Annotated in this window: 23 protein-coding genes; 18 read left to right on the forward strand and 5 right to left on the reverse strand. The window is 63.8% G+C overall.

The genetic code is table 11. The annotated features are described in order from the left end of the window. The first annotated feature begins 132 nt into the window (after window positions 1-132). Genes JQN66_RS05020 through JQN66_RS05030 form a run of 3 tightly spaced genes read left to right on the forward strand, consistent with a single transcriptional unit; the run spans window position 133 to window position 4,411 of the window. The gene (locus JQN66_RS05020; protein ID WP_204676889.1) at window positions 133-1,650 is read left to right on the forward strand and encodes an ABC transporter permease; all 1,518 of its coding nucleotides are present in this window, start codon (window positions 133-135) and stop codon (window positions 1,648-1,650) included. Between the two features lie 17 nt (window positions 1,651-1,667). Continuing rightward, a complete protein-coding gene (locus tag JQN66_RS05025; RefSeq protein ID WP_204676890.1) occupies window positions 1,668-2,723 on the forward strand; it encodes an ABC transporter permease in 1,056 nt (351 codons plus the stop codon). Beyond that, complete coding sequence (locus JQN66_RS05030) at window positions 2,720-4,411, forward strand: ABC transporter ATP-binding protein (RefSeq protein WP_204676891.1); 1,692 nt, start codon at window positions 2,720-2,722, stop codon at window positions 4,409-4,411. The genes JQN66_RS05025 and JQN66_RS05030 overlap by 4 nt, the downstream gene beginning before the upstream one ends. 92 nt (window positions 4,412-4,503) lie before the next feature. Here the strand turns inward: JQN66_RS05030 and JQN66_RS05035 are convergent, their stop codons facing one another. Next, a complete protein-coding gene (locus tag JQN66_RS05035) occupies window positions 4,504-4,965 on the reverse strand; it encodes a GNAT family N-acetyltransferase (RefSeq protein WP_204676892.1) in 462 nt (153 codons plus the stop codon). A 67-nt stretch (window positions 4,966-5,032) separates the two neighbouring features. Next, complete coding sequence (locus JQN66_RS05040; RefSeq protein ID WP_204676893.1) at window positions 5,033-5,653, reverse strand: TetR/AcrR family transcriptional regulator; 621 nt, start codon at window positions 5,651-5,653, stop codon at window positions 5,033-5,035. A gap of 228 nt (window positions 5,654-5,881) precedes the next feature. On the opposite strand from JQN66_RS05040, the gene JQN66_RS05045 reads away from it, so the two are divergent. The 15 genes from JQN66_RS05045 (at window position 5,882) to JQN66_RS05115 (ending at window position 21,626) form a co-directional block, all read left to right on the forward strand. After that, entirely contained in the window at window positions 5,882-7,036 is a 1,155-nt protein-coding gene (locus tag JQN66_RS05045) for an acyl-CoA dehydrogenase family protein (RefSeq protein ID WP_204676894.1), read from the forward strand. A 63-nt stretch (window positions 7,037-7,099) separates the two neighbouring features. Beyond that, a complete protein-coding gene (gene dxr, locus JQN66_RS05050; RefSeq protein WP_204676895.1) occupies window positions 7,100-8,314 on the forward strand; it encodes a 1-deoxy-D-xylulose-5-phosphate reductoisomerase in 1,215 nt (404 codons plus the stop codon). Beyond that, a complete protein-coding gene (locus JQN66_RS05055; RefSeq protein ID WP_204676896.1) occupies window positions 8,311-9,666 on the forward strand; it encodes a M50 family metallopeptidase in 1,356 nt (451 codons plus the stop codon). The genes dxr and JQN66_RS05055 overlap by 4 nt, the downstream gene beginning before the upstream one ends. Window positions 9,667-9,689: 23 nt before the next feature. Further along, the gene (locus tag JQN66_RS05060; protein WP_204676897.1) at window positions 9,690-9,989 is read left to right on the forward strand and encodes a YciI family protein; all 300 of its coding nucleotides are present in this window, start codon (window positions 9,690-9,692) and stop codon (window positions 9,987-9,989) included. A 92-nt stretch (window positions 9,990-10,081) separates the two neighbouring features. Then, complete coding sequence (gene arfB, locus JQN66_RS05065) at window positions 10,082-10,504, forward strand: alternative ribosome rescue aminoacyl-tRNA hydrolase ArfB (protein WP_204676898.1); 423 nt, start codon at window positions 10,082-10,084, stop codon at window positions 10,502-10,504. Window positions 10,505-10,633: 129 nt separating this feature from the next. Next, window positions 10,634-11,188 (forward strand): NAD(P)H-dependent oxidoreductase, encoded by a 555-nt coding sequence (locus JQN66_RS05070; protein WP_204676899.1) that lies wholly within the window; start codon window positions 10,634-10,636, stop codon window positions 11,186-11,188. 46 nt (window positions 11,189-11,234) lie between these two features. Continuing rightward, window positions 11,235-12,144 (forward strand): IS5 family transposase gene (locus JQN66_RS05075; RefSeq protein ID WP_239464072.1). Its coding sequence is split into 2 segments (ribosomal slippage): window positions 11,235-11,603 and window positions 11,605-12,144, totalling 909 coding nucleotides; the frame shifts between segments, so codons are not numbered across the junction. Between the two features lie 160 nt (window positions 12,145-12,304). Then, window positions 12,305-13,471: a flavodoxin-dependent (E)-4-hydroxy-3-methylbut-2-enyl-diphosphate synthase gene (gene ispG, locus JQN66_RS05080; RefSeq protein ID WP_204676900.1), complete on the forward strand. Its 1,167-nt coding sequence runs from the start codon at window positions 12,305-12,307 to the stop codon at window positions 13,469-13,471. 37 nt (window positions 13,472-13,508) lie between these two features. Further along, complete coding sequence (locus tag JQN66_RS05085; protein WP_204676901.1) at window positions 13,509-14,321, forward strand: GNAT family N-acetyltransferase; 813 nt, start codon at window positions 13,509-13,511, stop codon at window positions 14,319-14,321. Window positions 14,322-14,456: 135 nt separating this feature from the next. Then, entirely contained in the window at window positions 14,457-15,104 is a 648-nt protein-coding gene (locus JQN66_RS05090) for a hypothetical protein (RefSeq protein ID WP_204676902.1), read from the forward strand. A 50-nt stretch (window positions 15,105-15,154) separates the two neighbouring features. Further along, a complete protein-coding gene (locus JQN66_RS05095; protein ID WP_204676903.1) occupies window positions 15,155-15,868 on the forward strand; it encodes a hypothetical protein in 714 nt (237 codons plus the stop codon). Window positions 15,869-15,946: 78 nt separating this feature from the next. Then, complete coding sequence (locus JQN66_RS05100; protein ID WP_204676904.1) at window positions 15,947-16,693, forward strand: hypothetical protein; 747 nt, start codon at window positions 15,947-15,949, stop codon at window positions 16,691-16,693. Between the two features lie 304 nt (window positions 16,694-16,997). Continuing rightward, a complete protein-coding gene (locus JQN66_RS05105; RefSeq protein WP_204677484.1) occupies window positions 16,998-18,809 on the forward strand; it encodes an APC family permease in 1,812 nt (603 codons plus the stop codon). A 173-nt stretch (window positions 18,810-18,982) separates the two neighbouring features. After that, a complete protein-coding gene (locus tag JQN66_RS05110) occupies window positions 18,983-20,770 on the forward strand; it encodes a proline--tRNA ligase (RefSeq protein WP_204676905.1) in 1,788 nt (595 codons plus the stop codon). A gap of 46 nt (window positions 20,771-20,816) precedes the next feature. Next, window positions 20,817-21,626, forward strand: coding sequence for a sulfite exporter TauE/SafE family protein (locus JQN66_RS05115; RefSeq protein ID WP_204676906.1), 810 nt, complete (start codon window positions 20,817-20,819; stop codon window positions 21,624-21,626). A 317-nt stretch (window positions 21,627-21,943) separates the two neighbouring features. Here JQN66_RS05115 and JQN66_RS05120 read toward each other — a convergent pair whose 3' ends face one another. From JQN66_RS05120 to JQN66_RS05130, 3 genes are read right to left on the reverse strand one after another with little or no spacing between them, the layout of a single operon-like run. Further along, window positions 21,944-22,618: a response regulator gene (locus tag JQN66_RS05120; RefSeq protein WP_204676907.1), complete on the reverse strand. Its 675-nt coding sequence runs from the start codon at window positions 22,616-22,618 to the stop codon at window positions 21,944-21,946. Beyond that, window positions 22,615-23,844, reverse strand: coding sequence for a sensor histidine kinase (locus JQN66_RS05125; RefSeq protein ID WP_239464190.1), 1,230 nt, complete (start codon window positions 23,842-23,844; stop codon window positions 22,615-22,617). Before JQN66_RS05125 ends, JQN66_RS05120 begins: the two co-directional genes overlap by 4 nt. Further along, window positions 23,811-24,188 (reverse strand): hypothetical protein, encoded by a 378-nt coding sequence (locus tag JQN66_RS05130; RefSeq protein WP_204676909.1) that lies wholly within the window; start codon window positions 24,186-24,188, stop codon window positions 23,811-23,813. The genes JQN66_RS05125 and JQN66_RS05130 overlap by 34 nt, the downstream gene beginning before the upstream one ends. Between the last annotated feature and the right edge of the window lie 106 nt (window positions 24,189-24,294).

The raw sequence follows: 24,294 nt of genomic DNA on the forward strand, positions 1-24,294 counted from the left end.
GCCTGAACAAACGCAAACACCAGCTGTGAGCGCCCGCGGGGCCCGATCATCATCGGGCCCCGCGTCGTGTCCACCTCCTACATCGCGGAGGCGGAAGCGCCACGAGGCGAGAAGAAAGAGGACGTTAGTACCGTGTTGAAATTCATCCTTAAAAGACTGGGGTCGGCCGCCGGCGTGCTGTTAGCCGCATCGCTGCTGCTCTATATCCTGGTTATTAATTCCGGTGACCCGCTCGGCGATCTGCGTGAAAGCAACGCGGAAAACCGCGAATACCTGATGCAGCAGCGCACCGAATACATGAACCTAGAACAGCCGTGGTTCCTGCGGTACCTGACCTGGCTGGCCGGTGTCTCCAAGTGCTTCGTGGGGTCCTGCGATCTGGGCCGCAACATCAACGGCATCCAGGTCACCGATCTACTGGCCAACGCCGCCTCATCGACCCTGAGATTGGTGCTGCTGGCAACCGTCATCGCCGCCATCCTGGGTATCGCCATTGGCGTGCTCACCGCAGTGCGCCAGTACTCGGGTCTCGACTATCTCGTCACCTTCCTGACGTTCCTGTTTTTCTCCCTTCCGGTGTTCTGGGCAGCGGTGCTGCTCAAGGAGTACATGGCGATCGGCTACAACAACTGGCTGGAGAACCCCCAGATATCCCTGGGCACCAGCATCCTGATCGGCCTGGTCGCTGGCCTGGTCCTGCAGATGCTGATGGCCGGTTCGCTCAAACGCCGCGGCATCACCTTTTTGGCCACCGCCGTCTTCGTGCCGCTGCTGCTGCAGTACAGCGTGTGGCTGAACTTCTACCGATTCCCGCAAATGGGTCCAGCAGTCATCATCGTGCTGACCGTGCTGCTGGCGCTGTCCGCCACCGCCATGAGCGTCGGGCTCAAGGAGAAGCGCGTGCTGTACCCGGCACTGATCACCGCGGCGCTCGTGTTGGGAATGTATTACGCGACCTTCTGGCTGCTGGCTGATCCAAGCGGATGGCTGCTGTTGGGCGGTGCCATCCTGGCCGTGGTCATTCCGGGCCTGATCGGCAAGCTCATGGGAGGCCGTTTGTCCAAGTCCGCCATGGGCGTCTCGGTGACCGTAGGCCTGGTCGGAGCCGGCTTGACCGTGCTGGACCACATCTTCCGTGCGTGGCCGGGTTTCCTGGATCTGAAGGGGCGGCCCATTGCAACCATCGGGTCCTCCACCGCGAACCTTGGCGGCGGCTTCTGGGACCACTTCCTGGACAACGCCACCCAGCTGCTGCTGCCAACCATCGTGCTGGCCATCATTTCGCTGGCCAGCTATTCGCGCTACACCCGCTCATCGATGCTCGAGGTGCAGCAGCAGGACTACATCCGCACCGCGCGCTCCAAGGGCTTGAGCGAACGCACCGTGATCTTCCGCCACGCCTTCCGCAACGCGCTGATCCCGATCGCCACCATCGCGGCCTTCGACTTCGCCGGCCTGATCGGCGGCGCGGTGGTCACCGAGACGGTGTTCGGCTGGAAGGGCATGGGAGATATGTTCATCACCGGCCTGCATGCGGTGGACCCCGCACCGGTCATGGCATTCTTCCTGGTCACCGGTACCGCGGCGGTACTCTTCAACCTCCTGGCAGACATTGTGTACGCAATTCTCGATCCGCGGATCCGGGTCTAGGAAACTAAGGACATTCGATGAGTAACACGAACAACAAGATGCCAGAGAACCTGACATCCATTGCAGAAGTCGAGGACGCGAAACTCGCGGTCGCGAGCGAGACTTCCAAGAGCCAGTCGCGGATCGTCCTGGAACGGTTCCTGCACCACAAACCCGCCATGATCTCCGCGATCATCCTCGTGCTGATCACCCTGCTGGCCTTCACCTCGATCGGCTACGGGCCCATTCCCGGCTGGTGGAAGCAGAGCTACCTCGATGCCGGCGCCGTGGTCAACGGCGGCAAGCCCACCTTGTCGCTGCTGCCCACTTGGCTCGGTGGCTCGGGCATCCAGATCGGCGAGCACCCCTTTGGCCAGGACTCCATCGGCAAGGACTACTTCGCCCTGGTCATGAACGGGACGCAGAAGTCCATCATCATCGGCGTGGTGGTCGGCTTGGTGGCCACGGTGATCGGCGCTATCATCGGCGCGCTGGCCGGGTACTTCCGCGGCTGGGTCGACGAGGCGCTGATGCGCATCACCGATCTGTTCATCGTCATCCCGCTGCTGGTGCTGGCCGCAGTGTTGGGACAGATTGCCGGGCGCGGCTCGAGCTCCATCATCCTTCTCGCGGTGGCCCTTGGCTTGGTTACCTGGACCGGCCTGGCGCGCCTGGTGCGCGGGGAGATCCTTTCGCTGCGCGAGCGCGAATACGTGTCCGCCGCCCAGGCCATGGGCTCCAAGACCTCGCGGGTGATTTTCAAGCACCTGCTGCCGAACACCATCGGCGTGATCGTGGTGAACGCAACGTTCGCGATTGCCGGCGCGATCCTGCTGGAATCCTCGTTGTCCTTCCTGGGCTTCGGTGTCCAGCCGCCGGAATCCTCGCTGGGCCTGCTGATCAGCCAGTACCAGAACGCGTTCACCACCCGACCGTGGCTGTTCTGGTGGCCGGGCATGACCATCGTGGCCATCGCCCTGTCAGTGAACTTCCTGGGCGACGGCCTGCGCGATGCCTTCGACCCACGCCACAGTGGCAAGCGCCGCCGCCGCGCCGGCCTGTTTGCCATGCCAACCCGCAAGGAGAAGCCATGAGCCACGCCGCACCAACCAATGACGCCACCGAGGGCTACGCGCTGAGCTTCGACAACCTGCAGGTCACCTTCGAAACCGCGGGCCCGGACGTGCACGCGGTCAAGGGACTCTCGCTGGCCGTCAAGCCCGGTGAAGTGGTCGCGCTGGTCGGCGAGTCCGGGTCCGGCAAGTCCGTGACTTCCACCGCCGCCATGGGACTGCTGCCGGGCAACGCCAACGTCTCGGGCGTGGCCAAGGTCGGCAACGTGAACGTGGTGGGCCTCGAAGCCGGGAAGATGCGCAAGATGCGCGCCACCGACATCGCCATGGTCTTCCAGGAGCCGATGACCGCGCTGAACCCGGTGCTGACCATCGAACGCCAGCTGACCGAGGCGCTGGAACTGCACGGCATCGCCTACGGCAAGGAAGCCACAGCCCGCGCCGTGGAGCTGCTGGCCCTGGTCGGCATCCCCGAACCGGCCAAGCGCATCAAGCAGTACCCGCACCAGTTTTCCGGCGGCCAGCGCCAGCGCATCGTGATCGCCATGGCGATCTCCTGCGATCCCAAGGTCATCATCGCCGACGAGCCGACCACCGCGCTGGACGTGACGGTGCAGGCCGAGATCCTGGACCTCCTGCGCGAGCTCAAGGACCGGCTGAACACCGGCATCCTGCTGATCACCCACAACATGGGTGTCGTGGCGGACATGGCGGACCAGGTGGCGGTGATGTTCCAGGGCAACCTGGTGGAGACCGGCAGCGTGGAGCAGGTGATGCTGCACCCGAAGCACGAGTACACCCAGCGGCTGCTGTCGGCGGTGCCGAAGCTCTCGCCCGTGGTGATCGACGCGAACGCAGCCCACGCCGAGCAGACCGCCTCCAAGGGGCGCGAGCTGGTGCTGGAAGCCAAGGACCTGGTGCTGGAATACGACATGCGCGGCACCACGTTCCGTGCGGTGGAGGGCGTGAGCTTCGACGTGGCCAAGGGGGAGGTGCTGGGCATCGTAGGAGAGTCCGGCTCCGGCAAGTCGACCATCGCCAAGGCGGTCATCGGCCTGCTTCCGGTCGCCGAAGGATCGCTGTCGGTCAAGGGCCACAACCTGCCCAAGCTCTCGCCGCGCGAAGCGCGCAAGGTGCGCAAGTCGATCGGCGTGATCTTCCAGGATCCCGCGGCCTCGCTGAACCCGAGGTTCCCGATCGGCGAATGCATCACCGAGCCGATGGTGGTGCACAAGGAAGGCACCAAGGCCAGCCGCATCCAGCGCGCCATGGAGCTGCTGGACGCGGTGAAGCTGCCGCGCAGCGTGGTCAACCGCTACCCGCACGAGCTTTCCGGCGGCCAGCGGCAGCGTGTGTGCATCGCCCGCGCGCTGACCATGAACCCGGAACTGCTCATTGCCGACGAGCCCACCAGCGCGCTGGATGTCTCGGTGCAGGCGGTGGTGCTGGAAATGCTCCAGGACCTGCAGCGCGACTTCAACTTCGCCTGCCTCTTCGTCAGCCACGACCTGGCCGTGGTGGACATGCTCGCCGACTACGTGGTAGTCATGCAGTCCGGCCGCGCGGTGGAGCAGGGCAAGGTCAAGACCGTGCTGCACGCCCCGCAGCACGACTACACCCGCCGCCTGCTGGCCGCCGCGCCGGTGCCCGACCCGCACGAGCAGGCGGTGCGCCGCGAGGCCTGGCGGACGCTGAACGCCTCCCGGTAGCGGCGGCCGTCGGGCACGGCGATTTGCCCCGGAAATGCATCGAGCCGGTTCCCGCAAGGGGAACCGGCTCGAGGCGTTAAAGCCTGCCGCTGCTAGTCCAGCTGCATGACGTTTTCGGTGACGACTTCTGCCCGGGCATTGGAGAAGATCTGCTCGGTGCCCACGATCTTGAAGCCGCGGCGCTCCAGGACCTTGATGGAGCCGAGGTTGTCCTGCACCACGTGGGCCATCAGCGGGCGCTTGCTGAACTCGGCCAGGAACGCATCCACCGCGCTGGTGGTAATGCCCTTGCCCCAGAACTTGGTCGAGGTCCAGAAATTGATCTCGGGAGCTTCGCCGTCGAAGACCAGGATCGAGCCGGCGACTTCGCCGTCGTGCTCGATGGTGCGCACCAGCACCTTGGGGTCGTTGAGGATCTGGTTCCAGTGGTGGTCGAACACCGCACGATCCGCAGGGTTGCGCGCCTGGTAGGCGGCCATCAGATTCGCTTCTGGTTCCTGCTGGTGAGCGAAGAATGCGTCCAAATCGGAAGCGCGGACCTCACGTAGCTGCACGGCAAAGGCCTTTCGATCGTGTGGGAAGCGTACCGGTTGGCAGGCTTCAAAGAGCAAGGGCTTAAAACTAGGTTACCGGTGAAGTCAGCGCTGCAAGCGCCATATTGGACAGCAGCGGCTTTAATCCCGATTTTTTGGTGCGCGGATTATGTGCCGAGTGCGCGGTGGAGTTCAGCAATCCGAAGACCGCGTGGGCGCGGAACCGCTGGGCCTGCACCGAATCTTTGGGGTGCAGCTTGGCCAGCTGGCCGGTCCACAGGGCGATGTACGAGTTCTGCAGCTTGCGCACGAGCGCCAGTTCCGCTTTGGGCAGCGACTTCAGGTCCCGGTCCTGTACCTGCAGGATGTCGGGGCGCGAGAGTGAAAAATCGGTGTGGAAATCCACCAGCCGGGAGAGCACCTCGATTGGCTCGCCGCCGGCCTCGGCCGCCGCCTGTCCTCCCTCGTAGATGTCCTTCGACATGTCCACGAGCAGCGCGATGAGCACCGCCTGTTTCCCGGCGAAGTGGCGGTAGACCGCGGGACCCGAGATCCCGCACGCGGCGCCCAGATCCTCCAGCGACACCCCTGCGTAACCGTGCTGGGCGAAGAGCCTGGTTGCCTCGCGCAGCAGCGCCTCGCGGCGTTCGGCCTTGGCGCGCTCGCGGTCCGTTGGTTCGTGCAGTGGCTGGTACCTTGCCACAGGCATCATCTCCTTGCGAATACCGACCCCGACTATGGACAACTGTGATGCCTGCCACTAGTGTCAAAAATGTGGCTGATACTAAAAAATATCGGCGATCAGTTAATAGATATTAACCATACTCGCCTTGGGCTTGAGCGGCCAAGTAATGCCCGCCTCAGGGCGACACGGCCCGTCATCCGGTGCCGGCACACCGTGCAACTGGATGCGGAGCCCCAACGGAAAGAGAGCACCATGCTTGATCTGGAACTCGATGAGCAATACCAGGACCTGGTCAACCTCGTTCGGGACTTCGCCCAGCAGGTCGTGGCCCCGCAAAGCGCGGCCAACGACGCCAACAAGACCTTCCCCTATGACATCGTGAAGCAAATGGGCGAGCTCGGGTTGTTCGGGCTGCCGATCTCCGAGGAGTACGGCGGCTCGGGAGGCGACTACTTCCACCTGGCCCTCGCGCTGGAGGAGCTGGGCAAGGTCGACCAGTCGGTGGCCATCACCCTGGAAGCCGGGGTGTCGTTGGGCGCCATGCCGATCTTCCGTTTCGGCAGCCAGGAGCAGAAGCTGAGGTGGCTTCCGGAATTGGCGACCGGGGAGAAGCTGGCAGGCTTCGGGCTGACCGAGCCGGGCGCCGGATCCGACGCCTCGGCCGCGCTGACCCGCGCCCGGCTCGACGGCGGAGAATGGGTGATCGACGGAGGCAAGGAATTTATCACGAACTCCGGCACGGACATCACCTCCCTGGTCACGGTCACCGCGGTGACCGGGGTGGATGAAGCCACCGGGGATAAGCAGATCTCGGCCATTATCCTTCCTTCGGGAACCCCGGGGTTCACCGTCGCCCCCGCCTACGACAAGGTCGGCTGGCGGGCCAGCGACACCCATGCGCTGCACTTCGACGGCGCCCGGGTGCCGCAGGAGAACCTGCTCGGCGAGCAGGGGCGCGGCTATTCCTACTTCCTGGAGATCCTCGACGAGGGGCGCATCGCCATCGCCGCCCTGGCCACGGGAGCAGCCCAGGGCTGCCTGGACGAGGCGGTGGCCTATGCGAAGACCCGCACGACCTTCGGCACCCCGATCGGGAAGAACCAGGGGATCTCGTTCATGCTGGCCCGCATGGCCACCCGGGTGCACCTGGCGCGGCTGGCCTACTATGCGGCGGCGGCCAAGATGCTGGCGGGCAAGGATTTCAAGGTGGAAGCGGCGCACGCCAAGCTGGTGGGCAGCGAGGCGGCCATGGACAACGCGCGGGACGCCACGCAGATTTTCGGCGGCTACGGTTTCATGAATGAAACCCTGGTGGCCCGCCACTACCGGGACTCCAAGATCCTGGAAATCGGCGAGGGAACCACCCAGGTGCAGCAGCTGCTGATCGCCCGCAGCCTGGGGCTGTGAGCACCGTCGCGGACCCGGCGCTGCTCTTTGGGACCTCACAGTTAGAGGAACCATAATGGACGGGTGAGCACCAAAGATTTTTCTCCCGAGCCAGGGCGGCCGCGCCGCGTCACGTTGATCGGTTCCACGGGGTCCATCGGCACCCAGGGGCTTGATGTCATCGACAACGCCCCGGAGCAGTTCAGCGTCGCCGCGCTCAGCGGCGGCTATAACCTGGAGCTGTTGGCGCGCCAGGCGGTGAAGTACCGGCCGGCCGTGGTGGGCAGCGCCGTGGAATCCACCCAGGCGCTCGCCGACGCGATCGCCGCGGCCGCGCAGGAGGCGTCGGTGCGCGGTTATGCGCCCGAGCTGTTCGCCGGCCCGCGGGCCGCCACCGAGGTCGCCGCGTTCGCGGAGGCCGATGTGGTGCTCAACGGGATCACCGGCGCCATCGGACTGGAGCCGACCGTCGCCGCGCTGAAGGCGGGGCACCTGCTGGCGCTGGCCAACAAGGAATCGCTGATCATCGGCGGCCAGGTGGTCAAGCAGTTCGCCGCCCCCGGACAGATCGCCCCGGTCGACTCCGAGCACTCGGCCCTGGCCCAGGCGCTGCGCTCGGGCACCCCGGAGGAAGTGGCCAAGCTCATCGTCACCGCTTCCGGCGGACCGTTCTTCGGCTACAGCTACGAAAAGCTGCGCGACGTCACCCCGCAGCAGGCCATGGCCCACCCGACCTGGGACATGGGCCGCATGGTGACCACCAATTCCGCGACCATGGTCAACAAGGCGCTGGAAGTCATCGAGGCGCATCTGCTCTTCGACGTGCCGCTGGACCGGATCGAGCCGGTGGTGCACCGCCAGTCGATCGTCCATTCCATGGTCGAGTTCATTGACGGGTCGGTCATCGCCCAGGCCTCGCCCCCGGACATGCGCCTGCCCATTGCGCTGGGCATCAACTGGCCGCATCGCGTGGCCGGCGCCGCCGCGTCCTGCGACTTCTCCACCGCCTCCAGTTGGACCTTCGACCCGCTGGACGAATCGGTGTTCACCGCGGTGAAGATCGCCAAGCAGGCCGCCGCGGCCTCCGGAACCCACATGGCCGTGTACAACGCGGCGAACGAGGTGGCGGTGGACGCATTCCACGACGGAAAGATCCGCTTCACCGACATCGTGGAGACCATCGAGCGCGCGCTGGACGACTACACTCCGGTCAACGCGGAGCCCAGCGTGGAAGTGGTGCTTGAAACCGACAAGTGGGCCCGCGCCCACGCATCCAGGATCCTGGGGGTCAGCGCATGAGCGCAGTGCTGTTCATCCTCGGAGTGCTCTTCATGGTGCTGGCCATCGGAGCCTCCATCGCGTTGCACGAGGTCGGCCACCTGGTGCCGGCCAAGCTCTTCGGTCTGCGCGTGCCGCAGTACATGATCGGTTTCGGCAAGACCCTGTTCTCCTTCAAGCGCGGCGAAACCCAGTACGGCATCAAGATGCTGCCGCTGGGCGGCTACATCTCGATGGTCGGCATGTACCCGCCGCGCCCGGCCGCGGAGGGGGAACCGGGGGCGCCGCGGAAGAAGCCGAACCTGTTCCAGCGGGTGTTCGGCCAGATGGTGGACGACGCGCGCTCGCAGGCCAATGAGAACGTCAGGCCCGAGGACGAAGGGCGGATGTTCTACCAGCTGCCCACCTACAAACGCATCATCATCATGCTCGGCGGCCCGTTCATGAACCTGATCCTGGGCTTCGTGCTGATCGGCATCGTGCTCACCAGCTTCGGCGTCGCCACCACCACGACCACGGTTTCCGAGGTCTACAAGTGCATCGCCACGGCCGAGAACGCCGACCAGACCGAATGCTCGGCCTCGGACCCGGCCGCTCCCGCCTACGAAGCCGGACTGCTGCCCGGCGACACCATCACCTCGGTGAACGGCATGGCCGTGGCACAGGGGGAGTGGAACAAGCTCACCGACGTCATCCGCGAGAATCCGGGCCAGCCGGTGTCGCTTGAGTACACCCGCGACGGCGCCAGCCACAGCACCACCATGACCCCGTACCTGACCGACCGGCCGGTCACGGACGCGAACGGCTACCCGGTGAAGGGAGCGGACGGCGGGTACGAAATGGCGAAGGTCGGTTTCGTGGGCATGAGCTCCACCGTGGAGAACCTGCCTCAGCCGATCAGCGAGGTGCCCGGTGTGGTCGGCACCCAGCTGGCCAACATCGGCACCGTGATCCTGCATCTGCCCGAACGCATGGCCGATGTCGCCCGGGCAGCCTTCGGCAACGAGGAACGCGACCCGAACGGCCCGGTGTCCATTGTCGGCGTGGGCCGGATCGCCGGAGAAATCAGTGCGGAGGACTCGATCTCCGTGGGCGACAAGTTCGCCACCCTGCTCTCGCTGGCCGGCGGACTGAACCTTGCATTGTTCGCCTTCAACCTGATCCCGCTGCTGCCGCTGGACGGCGGCCACGTGGTCGGCGCCCTCTACGACGGATTGAAGCGCACGGTCGCCAGGATCTTCAGCCTCAAGAACGTGAAACCCGTGGACACCATCAAGATGCTGCCGCTGACCTATGTGGTGGTCGTGGCCATGCTGGCGATGGGCGGCCTCTTAATATACGCGGACATCTTCAAGCCGATTCAGTTGTTCTGAGCCCGAGCATTTAAGCTGAACCCATGACTGTTTTTGCTGTTGAGTACGTATACGCCGAGAACTCCGCGCAGCTGCGCAACGAGCACCGCCCGGCGCACCGCGAGTTCCTCGGGGGATTTGTCGGCCAGGGGCCGGTGCAGCTGCTGGCTTCCGGTCCGACCCCGGTCAATGACGGCGCCCTGCTGATCCTGGCCGCGGAATCCGAAACGGCGCTCGTGGAGGTGCTGGACCAGGACCCATTCAGCACCACCGGTGCCCTGGCGCAGCGAATCATCACCGAATGGAACCCGGTGACCGGCCTGCTCAAGGACTTCGCCTCCTAGGCGTCCGCCTCTCTGCGGCAAGCCGGCGCCCGCACCCCGCCGCTCGGGGAGCGGGCGCCGGCTTGCTTCTCCTGCCGTGGGAAACTGGGAACATGGACCTGCACATTTCCCGATCGCTGGTGATCCCGGCCTCCGAGCTGTCCTGGAATTTCACCCGTTCCTCGGGACCGGGCGGCCAGCACGTGAACACCTCGGACAGCCGGGTGCAATTGTCGTGGTCCATCGCGGGATCAAGGGCGCTCTCGCCATGGCAGCGCCAACGGCTTCTCGACAAGCTGTCTTCCCGGCTGGCCGGCGGACTGCTCGTGGTCACCTCGGCCCAGGAGCGCTCGCAGTGGCGCAACCGGCAGGATGCCCAGCAGAAGCTGGCCGAGCTGGTTGCCGCCGCGCTGCGCCCCGATCCGCCGCAGCGCCGGGCCACCAAACCCACCCGGGGCTCGCAGCGCCGGCGGCTGGCCTCCAAGTCGAATCGTTCCGCGACCAAGCAGCTGCGCCGCCGCCCTCCGGTGGACTAGACAACGCCATCTGCCGCACGCGGTGAGTCAGATCACCGGAAATCGGGGAATGGATCCGGGGCGACTGGCGGTTGAATCTAGATGAAGCGTCAGCTTTTCTAATTTTCCATTGTTCTAGGAGTATTGCCCATGGCAACCAAAGTCCTCACTCTCGTAGGTTCCCTGCGCAGCGGTTCGACCAACCAGCAGCTGGCCGAGGCCACCGTCGTCAACGCGCCGGAAGGCGTAGAGGTCGAACTGTTCTCCGGCCTGGAGAACATTCCCTTCTACAACGAGGACAACGACGTTGCAGGCAGCGTTCCTGCCGCGGCCCAGGCGCTGCGCGATGCAGCCACCGCAGCCGACGCGCTGATGCTGGTCACCCCCGAATACAACGGCACCATGCCGGCCGTGCTGAAGAACGCCATCGACTGGCTGTCGCGTCCGTTCGGCACCGGCGCCGTCAAGGACATGCCATCGGTGGTCGTGGGCACCGCCTTCGGCCAGTACGGCGGCGTGTGGGCGCAGGACGAGGCCCGCAAGGCCCTGGGCATCGCCGGCGCCAAGGTCCTGGACGACGTCAAGATGGCCATCCCGAACTCGGTGGTCCGCTTCGCCGAGCTGAACCCGAAGGATGACGCCGAGGTTGTCGAGCAGGTCGCCGGCGTGCTGAACAGCATCAAGGCTGTCGCAGAAGCCAACTAGGGCGTGTCTCCTAAATCTAGTTGTGTGCACGCGCCATGATTGAGTCGTGGCACAAAGGTCTAGATTTACGCAGTTCACGAATGCGCAATGGGAACGAGTCGAACCACTCCTGCCATCGAACGAAGGCCGTAAAGGCCGTCCCTTCAGTGACAACCGCCGCGTCGTAGAAGGCATCATCTACCGTTACCGGACCGGAATCCCGTGGCGTGATCTCCCTGACCGGTATGGCCCTTGGCAGACCGTCTGGAAGCGGCATCGCCGCTACGCAACCGACGGCACCTGGGACCGCGTATTCGCGCACATCCTCGCCGAGGCCGATGCCGTAGGTGATATTGACTGGAACGTGTCGATTGACGCGACGATCAGCCGTGCTCACCAGCACGGCACGAACCTTCCGCGTCCGGACCAGGACACAGGGGGCTCTATCGAATTACAAGAATCTGCCGTTATGCGAGGTTGAACCGGAAGGTCATGGGATAGGGAGATCGCGCGGAGGGTTGAGCACGAAGGTGCATTTCGCGGTCGATGGGCATGGCCGCCCATTATCGATTGTGGTCACGGGTGGGCAACGTCACGACGGCGCGATGCTCCAGGAAGTAATCGGCGATATTCGAGTGCCAAGAACCGGGTCGGGGAACGCGCGGACGCGCCCCGAGTCGCTGCTTGCTGATCGTGGTTACACGTCACGAGTGAACCGCACGTACCTGCGTAAGCGGGGCATCACTGCTGTGATTCCGGAGAAATCTAACGAGATCGCTGCCAGGAAGCGTAGGGGTCGCGCGGGTGGGCGCCCGCCGGGGTTCGATGCTGAGAAGTATAAAGATCGCAACGTGGTCGAGCGGGCGTTTGGATTGATGAAGCAGTGGCGGGGGCTTGCGACTCGTTATGACAAGCTTGCGGTCACGTATCGTGCGGGAGTGGTGTTGGCAGCGATTCTGGTCTGGCTACGGATATAAGAGACACGCCCTAGGTTTCCCTCCGCCGCGGCACCTCGCGCGGCAAAGGGCGGAAAGGCCACGGTTCGCCGTGGCCTTTCTCGCATAGATCACCGCTTTGAACGAGTCGGTGACATACTTGGATAGAGAGTATTACCCACAATCCATTCGGAGGCATCCATTGACTTCGGTCAGCCTAGGCATGCCGGCAGCCCCACCGCCGGTTCTCGCTCCACGTCGTAAGACCCGCCAGATTCAAGTCGGGTCGGTTGGCGTGGGGTCTGACTCGCCGATTTCGGTTCAGTCGATGACCACCACCAAGACCCACGACATCAACGCGACCTTGCAGCAGATCGCGGAGCTGACCGCTTCCGGCTGCGACATCGTGCGTGTCGCCTGCCCGACGGACAAGGACGCCGAAGCGCTGAAGATCATTGCGATGAAGTCGCAGATCCCGGTGATCGCCGATATCCACTTCCAGCCGAAGTACGTCTACGCGGCCATCGAAGCCGGCTGCGGCGCCGTGCGCGTGAACCCGGGCAATATCCGCCAGTTCGACGACCAGGTCAAGGAAATCGCCCAGGCCGCCAAGGACCACGGCACCTCGATCCGAATCGGCGTCAACGCCGGTTCATTGGATCGCCGCCTGCTGGCCAAGTACGGCAAGGCAACCCCCGAAGCGCTGGTTGAATCCGCCATCTGGGAAGCTTCGCTGTTCGAGGAGCATGGATTCCACGACTTCAAGATCTCGGTCAAGCACAACGACCCGGTGATCATGGTCCGCGCCTACGAGCTGCTGGCGGAAAGCGGCGACTGGCCCCTGCACCTGGGTGTCACCGAGGCAGGCCCCGCTTTCCAGGGAACCATCAAGTCCGCGACGGCCTTCGGCGCGCTGCTGTCCAAGGGCATCGGCGACACCATCCGCGTTTCGCTCTCGGCCCCGCCGGTCGAGGAAGTCAAGGTCGGCAACCAGATCCTCGAATCGCTGAACCTGCGCCCGCGCAAGCTGGAAATCGTTTCCTGCCCGTCGTGCGGCCGTGCACAGGTCGATGTCTACACGCTGGCCGACGAGGTCACCGCCGGCCTTGAAGGCATGACTGTTCCGTTGCGCGTCGCCGTGATGGGCTGCGTCGTCAATGGTCCGGGCGAAGCCCGCGACGCTGACCTTGGCGTAGCCTCCGGCAACGGCAAGGGCCAGATCTTCGTCAAGGGCGAGGTCATCAAGACCGTGCCCGAGGACCAGATCGTGGAAACCCTGATTGCAGAAGCCAACCGCTTGGCTGAGGAAATGGACTTGGGCGATGACGAGAATCCTGCCGCGGGTTCTCCAGTGGTCTCCGTCAGCTAAATCTGGCCGACGGGTAGACGAGGGACAACCGCGCATCTTGGGCCGCAGGGACACTGCGGCCCTCATCGAGCTGCTCGACCGCGACCCCGTCGCCAACATCTTCACCAGGTCCCAGGTGGACCTGCACCGTTCGGCCGTGCCGGACGGGTTCGCCCACGTGCTGGGAGTCGACGGTGAAGAAGGCCTGCTGTCCGCATGCTGGGTGGGTGCCAATATGGCGCCCACCGCCATGCCGGACGAGCACGCCCACGAATACGCATTGATGGCCCTGGCAACACGCCAGCGCTTCGCCTCCATCTTCGGCCCGGCATCCACCGTGCTTGCCATGCACGAGGTGCTGGTCGACGGCCCGCAGTCGATATTCGACGTGCGCCGCAACCAGCCGCTGATGGAGATCCGCACCAGCCCCGAAGGCATCGCGCGCCGCAGGTTGCGGGTCGCCCACCCCTCCGATTTCGACAAGGTCCTGCCGGCCAGCGCCGCCATGTTCGAAGAGGAGCTCGGTTACTCGCCGCTGGAAAACGGCGGCAGCTTCTACCGGGGGCGCGTCCGCCAGCTCATCCGACAGGGCCATACCATGATCGACACGGACGAGATGGGGAACGTCGTTTTCAAGGCGGACCTTGGGACCGTCACCGAACAGGTAGCCCAGATCCAGGGCGTCTGGATCAACCCGATGTACCGGGGCCACTCGTTGGCCGCGGGCTATATGGCCTCGACCGTCGACTACGCCCTTCAGCAAGCGCCGATTGCCAGCCTGTACGTGAACGACTTCAACGAGGCCGCCGTGCGCACCTACCTGAGAGTCGGTTTCACTCAGGTCGGAACCTTCGCGACGGTCCTGTTCTAGGCGGAACCGGGCACGGTGCCGGTGCCCGAGATCCCGCACTTGCCTTGGCCCATCCCATAGACTCGATAGCAGTCTCTGCAAACGACGGGAAGTGACGTGCTGGCGAATCGACCACAATTTCTGCGGACGGCCGGCTTGGCCGTCGCCGCGCTCATGATGTCATCGTGCAGCGCACCGGCACCGTCCGATACCAATGATTCCCTGGGGCCCGCCATTGAGCGCAATGCCCAGCAGCTGGAAGAAGCGCTGAACCAGTTCGCCGGCGACCAGCCGGGAGCCACCGTCATCACCGACGCCCAATTGCGCTCGATGATTCCCAAAGCGCAGCAATGGCTTGAAGACGTCGAAGTGAACCCCAGCAAATGCGGAATCACCTTCGCCGCGCCGATCGCCGAGCAGCTGCAGAACTCCGTGATGGGCGCAGTGGAAGTGGGGGACCGGCTGATTACCGTCGCGGTGTATCAGGATTCCGAAACCCTGAAATCCCAATGGGATGCGCAGGCGGCCGCCAGCGCCGACTGCTCGCGCTACTCGGTCAAGGTCGATGGCGAATCCCGTGCCTTCCATCTGGCCAAGCAGCCCGTCCAAAGCACCGCGAAACTCACCGAAGCGTACGTGGTCACCGGCAGCGACGGCAAGAAGACCTCCCAGCAACTGGTGGTCCGCGCCGCCACCGCGAATATCCTGCTGGGCATTCAGCAGGACACCAGCGGCGCTGCCACGCCGGAACACCTTGCAGCCGCCTCCGCAACCGTAGACACCCTCATCGACCAACTCGACTGATGCAACGCTGAAACTTGTCCCCTGCACCACTGCACAAAGGAAAATACTTCATGTCACAACGGTTCCTCTGGTTCCTCCCCCTGGCCGCGGCGCTTGCCTTGACCGGCTGTTCATCCGCCGGCGAGCAGCAGCCGGAACCCGGGCAGAGCCAAGCCCAGCAGCAGGGCGGGAATCTGGATGCAGGGCAGGTCGAAACGGTGGTCAGGAACCTGTTGGGGGATGATCCCTCGCTGACCGTTGTCGGTAACGAAACGATGCAGCAGCAGCTCCAGATGGCCAAGGGCGTGGGCTCGGCCTCCGGAATCACCCCGGAAAAATGCGCCAAGCAGATGGAGCAGTACACCGTTACCGACCTGACCGCTTCCGTTTCCGCGACCGGAAGCGTTGCGGATGAAAGCCTGGGCAAGGTGGTCCAGGTGTTCTCCATCACCGACGAAGCGACCCGCAAGAAAATTTCCGATGCGCTCAAGCTGGATGACATTTCCGGATGCGAGAAAGTATCCGTGGAGCAGAGCGGTGAAAAGGTCAGCGCCAAGCGGCAGATCCTGCCGCTGAAGGTGGAAGCCGACCAAGCGCTGACGATGTCCACCCAGATGGACGTCGGAGGAGGCCAGGAGCTGAGCTCGGTCGTCGTGCAAGCGCTGAAGGGGAACAGCTTCGTCATCGTCACCTTCCAGACCGGGTTGGCAGAGTCGGCAACCATGTCCGCAGAAGCCGTCGAATTGATAAACAAGGCCTTCGCTGACATCGATGCGCTTAACTAAGCGGATAGAAAGTTTTATTTCTAGTTGCTTGTGAAATAGAGTTGTGTCCATCACCACCAAACGTGAGGACAAGACATCATGAAGAAGCGTTCATTCCTGCTGCTTCCACTGGCCGCCGCGCTGGCCTTGACCGGCTGCAGCGGCTCGGCCAACGAGACCCCAGGCTCCACCGACGCGGGTGCCTCCCAGGAGAAGGCGGCACCTGAAACGGCGGCCCTGAGCACCGAGCAGGCCACTGCCATCGTCAAGAAGCTGGCCGGCGACTCTGCCGATGCCCAGATCATGGACGGCGACACCATCGCCGCGGCCCTTCCGCAGGCCAAGAAGCTGATCGAGCAGATGGAAATCAGCCCCGAGAAGTGCGCCGAGTTCGTCAGCCAGCAGGCAGCATGGGATATCGACGGCATCAACATGGCCGTTGCCGTGCTGATGGATGATTCTACGATGGAGTCCACCAGCTACAGCGTGGCCGGTTACGAAGATACCGCGAAGCTGGACCAGATCACCAAGCAGGTTAAAAACAAGGACCTGCAGGGGTGCGACAAGATCGGCATGACGCTCCAGGGCCAGAATGCAGAAGTTGGAGTCAAGATTCTCGATGCCTCATCGGATGCGGACCTGACCTACGCCACCAGCAATACCACCAAGCTGAATGGCACTGATGTTCCCGGCGGCGGCAGCTACCAGATGCAGGGGCTGGTTGGAAACAACGCAGTCTCGGTATCCATGACCGGAACCGACGCGGAGTCCGAAGCCGACGTGCTCAAGAAGCTCACCGAAGAGCTCAACAAGGCCGTCGCCGAGGTCAAGGCGACAGCCAAGTAGCGAGACTGGAAACTCCCTGAAACGGGGGTCGGATTCCGGGGATACCCGGTTCCGGCCCCCGTTTTTCCGTGCGCCGCGGGGTAGGGGAGAATACCCTGATTTCTTTTTGGGAAACCAGTGACGCGAGGTCAATCTAGGCGTACAGTTCACATTCGTGAATACGAATATTGGGACGCTGAACGTCTCTCAGTCTTCGAATTCGGACTCGGCCCGCCTCCGCCTCTACCGGTGGTTGAATGACCAATCCGTGGGCCACGAAGACCTCGGCGATGACAAGAAACACGCCGGAAAATGGTGGCAGGTCATGTGCCTTTCGGGCCTGGACTACTTCTCCACCCTGGGATACCAGCCAGCCATCGCCGCCCTGGCCGCCGGCGCCCTGGCTCCGTTCGCCACATTGATCCTGGTTGCCGTGACCCTGGGCGCAGCCTTGCCCGTATACCGCCGGGTCGCCGGGGAATCCCCGCATGGACAGGGATCAATCGCCATGCTCGAACGCCTGCTGCCGCATTGGAAGGGCAAAATGCTGGTGCTGATCCTGCTGGGCTTCGCGGCCACCGACTTCATGATCACCGCGACGCTTTCGGCGGCGGATGCCTCCGCGCACCTCATCGAGAACCCCTTCACCCCCGCATGGTTCACGGGCAAGCAGATCCCTTTGACGGTGATCCTGCTACTCCTGCTCGGTGCCTTGTTCATGCGCGGGTTCAACGAGGTCACCTGGATCGCCGTGACGTTGGTCGGCACGTTCCTGGCCCTGAACCTGGTCGTCATCGCGGTCTCCTTCGCCAATATCGCCGAGCACCCGGCCAGCCTCGGCAACTGGATGGATTCCCTGCTGGCCGCACACGGCAACCCGGTGATGATGCTGCTGGTCTGCCTCATCGTCTTCCCGAAGCTCGCCCTGGGCCTGTCCGGCTTTGAAACGGGTGTGGCCGTCATGCCCCAGATCAGCCTGAAGCCCGGAGAATTGGCCGCGGATCCAGTAAGCCGCATCCGCGGCGCCCGCAAGCTGCTGACCACTGCCGCGCTGATCATGAGCAGCTTTCTGGTGCTGTCGTCGGTGGTCACCACGGTACTGATCCCCGCTCCGGAGTTCCAGGAAGGCGGAACCGCCAACGGCCGCGCCCTGTCATGGCTTGCCCACCGGCTGATGGGGGACGGCTTCGGGACGGTCTATGACATCTCGACCATCTTGATCCTGTGGTTCGCCGGCGCCTCGGCCATCGCCGGGCTGCTGAACTTGATCCCGCGCTACCTGCCGCGCTTCGGCATGGCGCCGGAATGGGCCCGTGCCGTGCGCCCACTGGTGCTCGTGGTCATTCTGGTGGCGCTGGCCATCACCTGGCACTTCGATGCAGACGTCAATGCCCAGGGTGCCGCATATGCAACGGGCGTGCTGGTGCTGATGAGCTCGGCCGCCATCGCGGTGACGATCTCCGCCCGGCGGCACCACGAACGCGGCAGGAGCATCCTGTACATGTTCGTCACGCTGGTTTTCCTGTACACCACGGTGGTCAACTGCTTTGAAAGGCCCGAGGGCCTGAAAATCGCCGCGTTCTTCATCGGCGCGGTGCTTCTGGTATCGCTCTCCTCGCGGTTCCACCGCTCGACCGAGCTGCGTGCGACATCGGTGCGTTTCGACGCGGCCGCCGAACACCTGATCTCCGGATCCGCGCGCCGGGGGATCGTGCAGCTGATCGCCCACGAACCGGCCAACACCACCAAGGCGCGCTACCGCCGCAAGCTGCACCATGCGGTGCTGGCCAGCCACATTTCCGACAAGGCCCCGGTCATCTTCCTGGAGGTCAAGGTCTCGGACTACTCGGATTTCGCCGAGGACATCGAGGTGCGCGGCATCACCCGGCATGGATTCTGGATCCTGGAGTCGACCGCGTCCTCGGTACCCACCGCCATCGCCGCGATCTGCCTGGCGATCAGGGACAACTACGACGTCATGCCGCACATCTACTTCCGCTGGACGGAGGGAAACCCGCTGAGCAACCTGGTTCGCTTCCTGCTCCTGGGCCAAGGCGAAATCGCGCCGCTGACCCGCGAGGTGCTGCGTGAAGCCGAACCGGACCTGCAGCGCCGGCCCTGGGTGCATGTGGGCTAGGAGTATCAGGCCCGCGCAGCGTGTCGGTTCCTGTCCCGGATTGCCCGGGCGCAGAGCCGAACCCGGTAGGATTGAACGTGGCTGCCTCGACGGCAGCTCACAACAGATTTTGCCTAGCACGGCGGCAGTCGCGCATCACTGCGCCTGCCGTCATACGGAAAAGGACACCACGCGTGGTTTTGAAGCTTTCCACAACGTTCCTGCGCACCCTGCGCGAAGATCCGGTTGACGCCGAGGTTGCCAGCCACAAACTCTTGGTTCGCGCCGGCTACATCCGCCGCGCCGCGCCTGGCATCTACACCTGGCTGCCGCTGGGTCTGCGGGTCCTGGCACGCGTGGAAGCCATCGTCCGTGAAGAGATGAGCGCCATCGGCGCCCAGGAAGTCCACTTCCCGGCGCTGCTGCCGCGCGAGCCGTACGAGCAGACCGGCCGCTGGACCGAATACGGCGAGGGCCTGTTCCGCCTCAAGGACCGCAAGGATGCCGACTACCTGCTGGCCCCGACCCATGAGGAAATGTTCACCCTGCTGGTCAAGGACCTGTACAACTCGTACAAGGATCTGCCGGTCTACCTGTACCAGATCCAGAACAAGTACCGCGACGAGGCCCGTCCTCGCGCGGGCCTGCTGCGCGGCCGCGAATTCATCATGAAGGACTCCTACTCCTTCAACATCGACGACGAGGGCCTGGACGAGGCCTACATGGCCCACCGCGGCGCCTACCTGAAGATCTTCGAACGCCTGGGTCTGGAAGTTGTTCCGGTCTTCGCCCAGGCTGGAGCCATGGGCGGATCGAAGTCCGAGGAGTTCCTGCACCCGACCGCGATCGGCGAGGACACCTTCGTGCGCTCGCCGGGCGGCTACGCGGCCAACGTCGAGGCAGTGACCACCGTGGTCCCGGACGCCATCGACTTCGCCGACGCCCCGGCCTTCGAGGTTGTCGACACCCCCGACACCCCGACCATCGACACCCTGGTCGCCGCCGCCAACGAGCTGCGCCCGCGCACCGACCGTGCCTGGGAAGCCAAGGACACCCTGAAGAACGTGGTGCTGGCGATCACCGACCCAGAAGGCAACCGCCACCTGGTTGTGCTGGGTGTTCCCGGCGACCGCCAGGTCGACGAGAAGCGGCTTGAGGCTACCATCGGCACCGCCTTGGGCATCAGCGGCGAGGTCGAGGTCGGACAGGCGACCGCCGAAGACCTGAAGAGCCATCCGGAGATCGTCACCGGCTACCTGGGTCCTGCCCTGGGACTTGACCAGCAGCTGCTGGGCAGCGAAACCGAGAACGGCATCACCTATCTGGTCGACCCGCGTGTGGTCTCCGGCACCACGTGGATCACCGGGGCCAACGAAAAGGGCAAGCACGTCTTCGGCCTGGTCGCCGGCCGAGATTTCACCTTCGACGGCACCATTGAAGCAGTCAACGTGCTGGAAGGCGACCCGGCACCGGACGGCTCCGGTCCGCTGCGCACCGAGCGCGGCATCGAGATGGGCCACATCTTCCAGCTCGGCCGCAAGTACGCCGAAGCACTGGAGCTGAAGGTCCTGGACCAGAACGGCAAGCTGCAGGTTGTCACCATGGGCTCCTACGGCATCGGCGTCACCCGCGCGGTGGCCGCCCTGGCCGAGGCATACCACGACGACAACGGCCTGACCTGGCCCAAGCAGATCGCCCCGGCGGACATCCACATCGTGGTCACAGGCAAGGGCGCCGAACTGCTGGAAGCCGGCGACAAGCTGGCCAAGGAATTCGAGGCTGCCGGCAAGGAAGTCATCTTCGATGACCGTCCGAAGGTCTCGGCCGGCGTGAAGTTCTCCGACGCCGAGCTGATCGGTGTGCCGACCATTGTGGTGGTCGGCCGCGGCCTGGCTGACGGCCTGGTCGAGGTCAAGGACCGTGCCACCGGCGAACGCCGCGATGTGCAGCTGAGCGAAGTGGTGGCCGAGCTGTCCGCCTAGGACATCAATCGGCGAAGCCATGACAACTGCATAGGAGAGTAGCGCGGTGCAAGAGGTTCTCGATTTCCTGTCCGTCAACGGCGAACCAATCTCCCTGTGGCCCCTTCTCCTGCTGTTACTGGCAGGGTTCGGGGCCGGGTGGATTGACGCGGTGGTTGGCGGCGGGGGATTGATCCAATTGCCCGCGCTGCTGCTCTTTCCAGGCATTACCCCGGTCCAGGCGCTGGCAACCAACAAGATGGCATCCATCTTCGGAACCTCCACCAGCGCCGTGACCTACTACCGCCGGACCAGCCCCGACCTGAAAACCGCCATCCCGATGGCGGTCACCGCCATGTTCGGGGCCTTCGGCGGAGCGGCCTTGGCCACGATGCTTCCTGCCGCGGCGATCAAGCCGATCATCATCGCGGCGTTGGTGGCGGTATTGCTGTTCACGATTCTCAAGCCCAAGGCCGGGGAGCTTTCCCGCTTGCGCTATAGCGGCAGGCAGCACTATTTCCGCGCGGTGCTCATCGGCCTGGTGATCGGCGGCTACGACGGGATGATCGGGCCGGGCACCGGATCCTTTTTGATCATTGCCATGGTGACGGTGCTCGGCTACAACTTCCTGCAGTCGTCGGCCAAGGCGAAGATCGTCAACCTGTTTACCAACTTGGGTGCGCTGGCTCTGTTCCTGCCCACCGGCCACGTGCTGCTGGGCGTAGGCCTGGCCATGGGAGTGATGAACATGCTCGGCGGTTACCTCGGTGCCCGCATGGCCATTTCCAAGGGCAGCAAATTCATCCGGGTCGTTTTCGTGGTGGTGGTTGCCGCGCTGATCCTGAAGCTCGGCTCCGACCTGCTCCTGGGACGCTGACTCGGCCCGGCCATTGGAAGGCCGCTCAAAAGGATAATGCCCATTGCGTGCCCGGCGAAGACCCGGGAACACAATGGGCTTGCGGTTATCCTCCCCCAAGGAACACCACAATCGATTCCGTTGAGTGACGCATTGTTCGTTACGCCGAACAGAATGCGGTGAAGACCGCTCAACCGATTAGGAATCTTTATCTCTATAACGCGAGGTGGACAACCTGCGCGTATTTCAAAATGCCTCTCCAAGGTGCCCGAAGAGATCCATTTCCCTTAAAGCATGGCTCATTATTCGAGACAAAGCGTCATACCAGGACGGTATGTTCAGGCGGGCAGCTGGTCGTCGGGGCGGACGAAACCCGATCGGTAGGCCAAGGCCACGGCGGCGGCGCGGTCCCGGGCTCCCGTCTTGAACAGGATCCTGGCGACGTGGGTTTTCACCGTCGCCTCGCTGAGCACCAGCGACTCGAGGATCTGCTGGTTGGACCGCCCTGCGGCGACGTGCCGCAGGACCTCCTGCTCCCGGCGGGTGAGCACTTGGCGGATGTCAACATGTTCGTCGCTGCGTTCACGCAACTTGGCCACGAGCCGCGTGGCCGCGGTGGCATCCAGCCAGGTGTCGCCGCCGGCCACCCGGCGCAGCGCGTCGGCAATTTCGGTGGGTGAGGCATGTTTGAGCAGGTAGCCGCTGGCGCCGGCCTGGAGGGAGGAGACAACGATGTCCTCGTCGTCAAAAGTTGTCATGATCAGTACCCTGATCAGATGGTCCGGGTCGCTGCCGTTCTGCCTGATGAGCTCGCTGGTTGCGGTGACTCCGTCCATGCCGGGCATGCGCACATCCATCAGCACCACATCGGGAGCGAGCTCCTGGGCAAGCACCAGGGCCTCGGCCCCGGATCCGGCCTCGCCGATAATTTCTATGTCGTCTTCGGCGGAGAGGATCATGCTGATCCCGGCTCGTACCTGCGGCTGGTCATCGACTATTAGCACGCGAATCATGAGACCTCCTTGGCCTTTGCAGTATTCGTGCCTCGCCGGACGGCGCCGGGAAGTTCCTCTGGTGCATCGACCGGCAGAGTTGCCTTGAGCAGATAACCACCGGGCGTGGGACCGTGGCTTAAAGAACCCCCGGAGACACCGATCCGCTCGCGCAATCCCAGCAGCCCGAATCCGCCGGACACAGCAGGCCTTTTCATGACCCCGGAAATTGACGTTACGGAGATGGTCAGCAGGGTCGCTGTCCAACGCGTGGAGATTTCCACCCGGCAGCCCTCGCCACCATGCTTCATCGCGTTGGCCAGGCCTTCCTGAACCACTCGGTAGCCGGCATGGCTGATGCTGGGGTCCAGCATTTGAGCCTCTCCACTGGATGTCAGTACGACGTCGAGACCGGAGTCCTGGGCCGATGAAATCAGCGAGGCAATCTCCTCAAAGGTATGCGACTGCCCGACCTGGGATTCTTCCTCGCTACGCAGCATGCCCAGCAAGCGGTGCAGTTCGCGCATGCTCTGTTCGGCGGTAACCTGGATATCGGCGAGCACCGGGTCGACCTTCTCGAACTCTGCGCCTTTTTTCAATATCGCGCGCACGCCAGCCACCTGAAGCACCACAGCCGTCATGGAATGCGCCACGGAGTCATGCAGGTCGCGGCTGATTCGCAGGCGTTCCCCGGCGCGAGCTTCTTCCAGCGCCGCTTCGGCCCAGCTCCGTTCGGTCGTCAACCGATTTTCGGTTCTCCGCAGGGTCCGGGCGGCGAAGTAGCAGAGCAACGTAACGGCGGCGTAGAAGCCGATATTCCACGACATCAGGACCAGCAGACCCTCGGACTGGCCCTCGTAAGTCACGGAACTATAAGTCGCCACCGAAATAGGCAAAATCATTCCCGCTAGCGCGGTGTTCGCAACCTTCGTGCTCGAATGCCGAACCATGAGGAATAACGCCATATAGGATCCGACGATTCCAACAATGGAGGAGATTGCGAGACCCAGCAGCGATACGAGGAGGAAAGCAGTGAACCCCAGCCAAATCCTGCGCTGGGTCAGAAGTACCGCATACGCACCGGCCAGTGCGGCGGGGATCAACCACATGGGCATCTCCATACCGCCCGGCGTGGTGACGGCCCCTTGCCACAGGAACAGGTCAAACACGAAGGCTAATAGCGCGGCCACCACACGCAGAACGTGACGACGTTTTAGCATTCCGGCAACCATGGAAAGAACCTGCACCAAGGGGAATCCCCGAGTTCATCGTCATGATCAAAACCTTCGAAACCGGGCGGGAAGGCATCATACCCGACATGCAGGGTTCCCGTTTCCAGGAGCAGCAAGGTCCAGGGCTCCCAACCCTTGAGTTCGCGGCCAACGTAGCGGATCTCTACGGGTTTGACATGCTCGCCTTGGATATTAACCTGGACGGACTCGCCCATTCCGCCCGCCTGGACCAGGAGTGCATCGGAGCGGATTGCCCAGCCAACCAGCAGCAGATTGTCGACGTGGACCGGAAACGAGCGGGCAACAGGAAGCAGGGAACCACGGTTCCCCGATGTTGCCCCTTCAGATGTCTCTGACATGGTGTTCTCCTCAAACGAGTACCCTTAGAAGAATCGTGGCACATTCGCTACCCGCGTGCATCATCCGTGCACTGTATGTCTGTCCGGTACCGTCGCAAACAGCGAC

This window comes from Glutamicibacter protophormiae (genome assembly GCF_016894325.1).
Lineage (GTDB): Bacteria > Actinomycetota > Actinomycetes > Actinomycetales > Micrococcaceae > Glutamicibacter > Glutamicibacter protophormiae.

Excerpts from the sequence above, each read along its gene's own strand:
- JQN66_RS05025 (WP_204676890.1), top strand. The coding sequence starts at position 1,668 with ATGAGTAACACGAACAACAAGATGCCAGAGAACCTGACATCCATTGCA.
- JQN66_RS05030 (WP_204676891.1), top strand. The coding sequence starts at position 2,720 with ATGAGCCACGCCGCACCAACCAATGACGCCACCGAGGGCTACGCGCTG.
- JQN66_RS05040 (WP_204676893.1), bottom strand. The coding sequence starts at position 5,653 with ATGCCTGTGGCAAGGTACCAGCCACTGCACGAACCAACGGACCGCGAG.
- JQN66_RS05045 (WP_204676894.1), top strand. The coding sequence starts at position 5,882 with ATGCTTGATCTGGAACTCGATGAGCAATACCAGGACCTGGTCAACCTC.
- JQN66_RS05055 (WP_204676896.1), top strand. The coding sequence starts at position 8,311 with ATGAGCGCAGTGCTGTTCATCCTCGGAGTGCTCTTCATGGTGCTGGCC.
- JQN66_RS05060 (WP_204676897.1), top strand. The coding sequence starts at position 9,690 with ATGACTGTTTTTGCTGTTGAGTACGTATACGCCGAGAACTCCGCGCAG.
- arfB (WP_204676898.1), top strand. The coding sequence starts at position 10,082 with ATGGACCTGCACATTTCCCGATCGCTGGTGATCCCGGCCTCCGAGCTG.
- JQN66_RS05070 (WP_204676899.1), top strand. The coding sequence starts at position 10,634 with ATGGCAACCAAAGTCCTCACTCTCGTAGGTTCCCTGCGCAGCGGTTCG.
- JQN66_RS05095 (WP_204676903.1), top strand. The coding sequence starts at position 15,155 with ATGTCACAACGGTTCCTCTGGTTCCTCCCCCTGGCCGCGGCGCTTGCC.
- JQN66_RS05100 (WP_204676904.1), top strand. The coding sequence starts at position 15,947 with ATGAAGAAGCGTTCATTCCTGCTGCTTCCACTGGCCGCCGCGCTGGCC.
- JQN66_RS05105 (WP_204677484.1), top strand. The coding sequence starts at position 16,998 with ATGTGCCTTTCGGGCCTGGACTACTTCTCCACCCTGGGATACCAGCCA.
- JQN66_RS05120 (WP_204676907.1), bottom strand. The coding sequence starts at position 22,618 with ATGATTCGCGTGCTAATAGTCGATGACCAGCCGCAGGTACGAGCCGGG.
- JQN66_RS05130 (WP_204676909.1), bottom strand. The coding sequence starts at position 24,188 with ATGTCAGAGACATCTGAAGGGGCAACATCGGGGAACCGTGGTTCCCTG.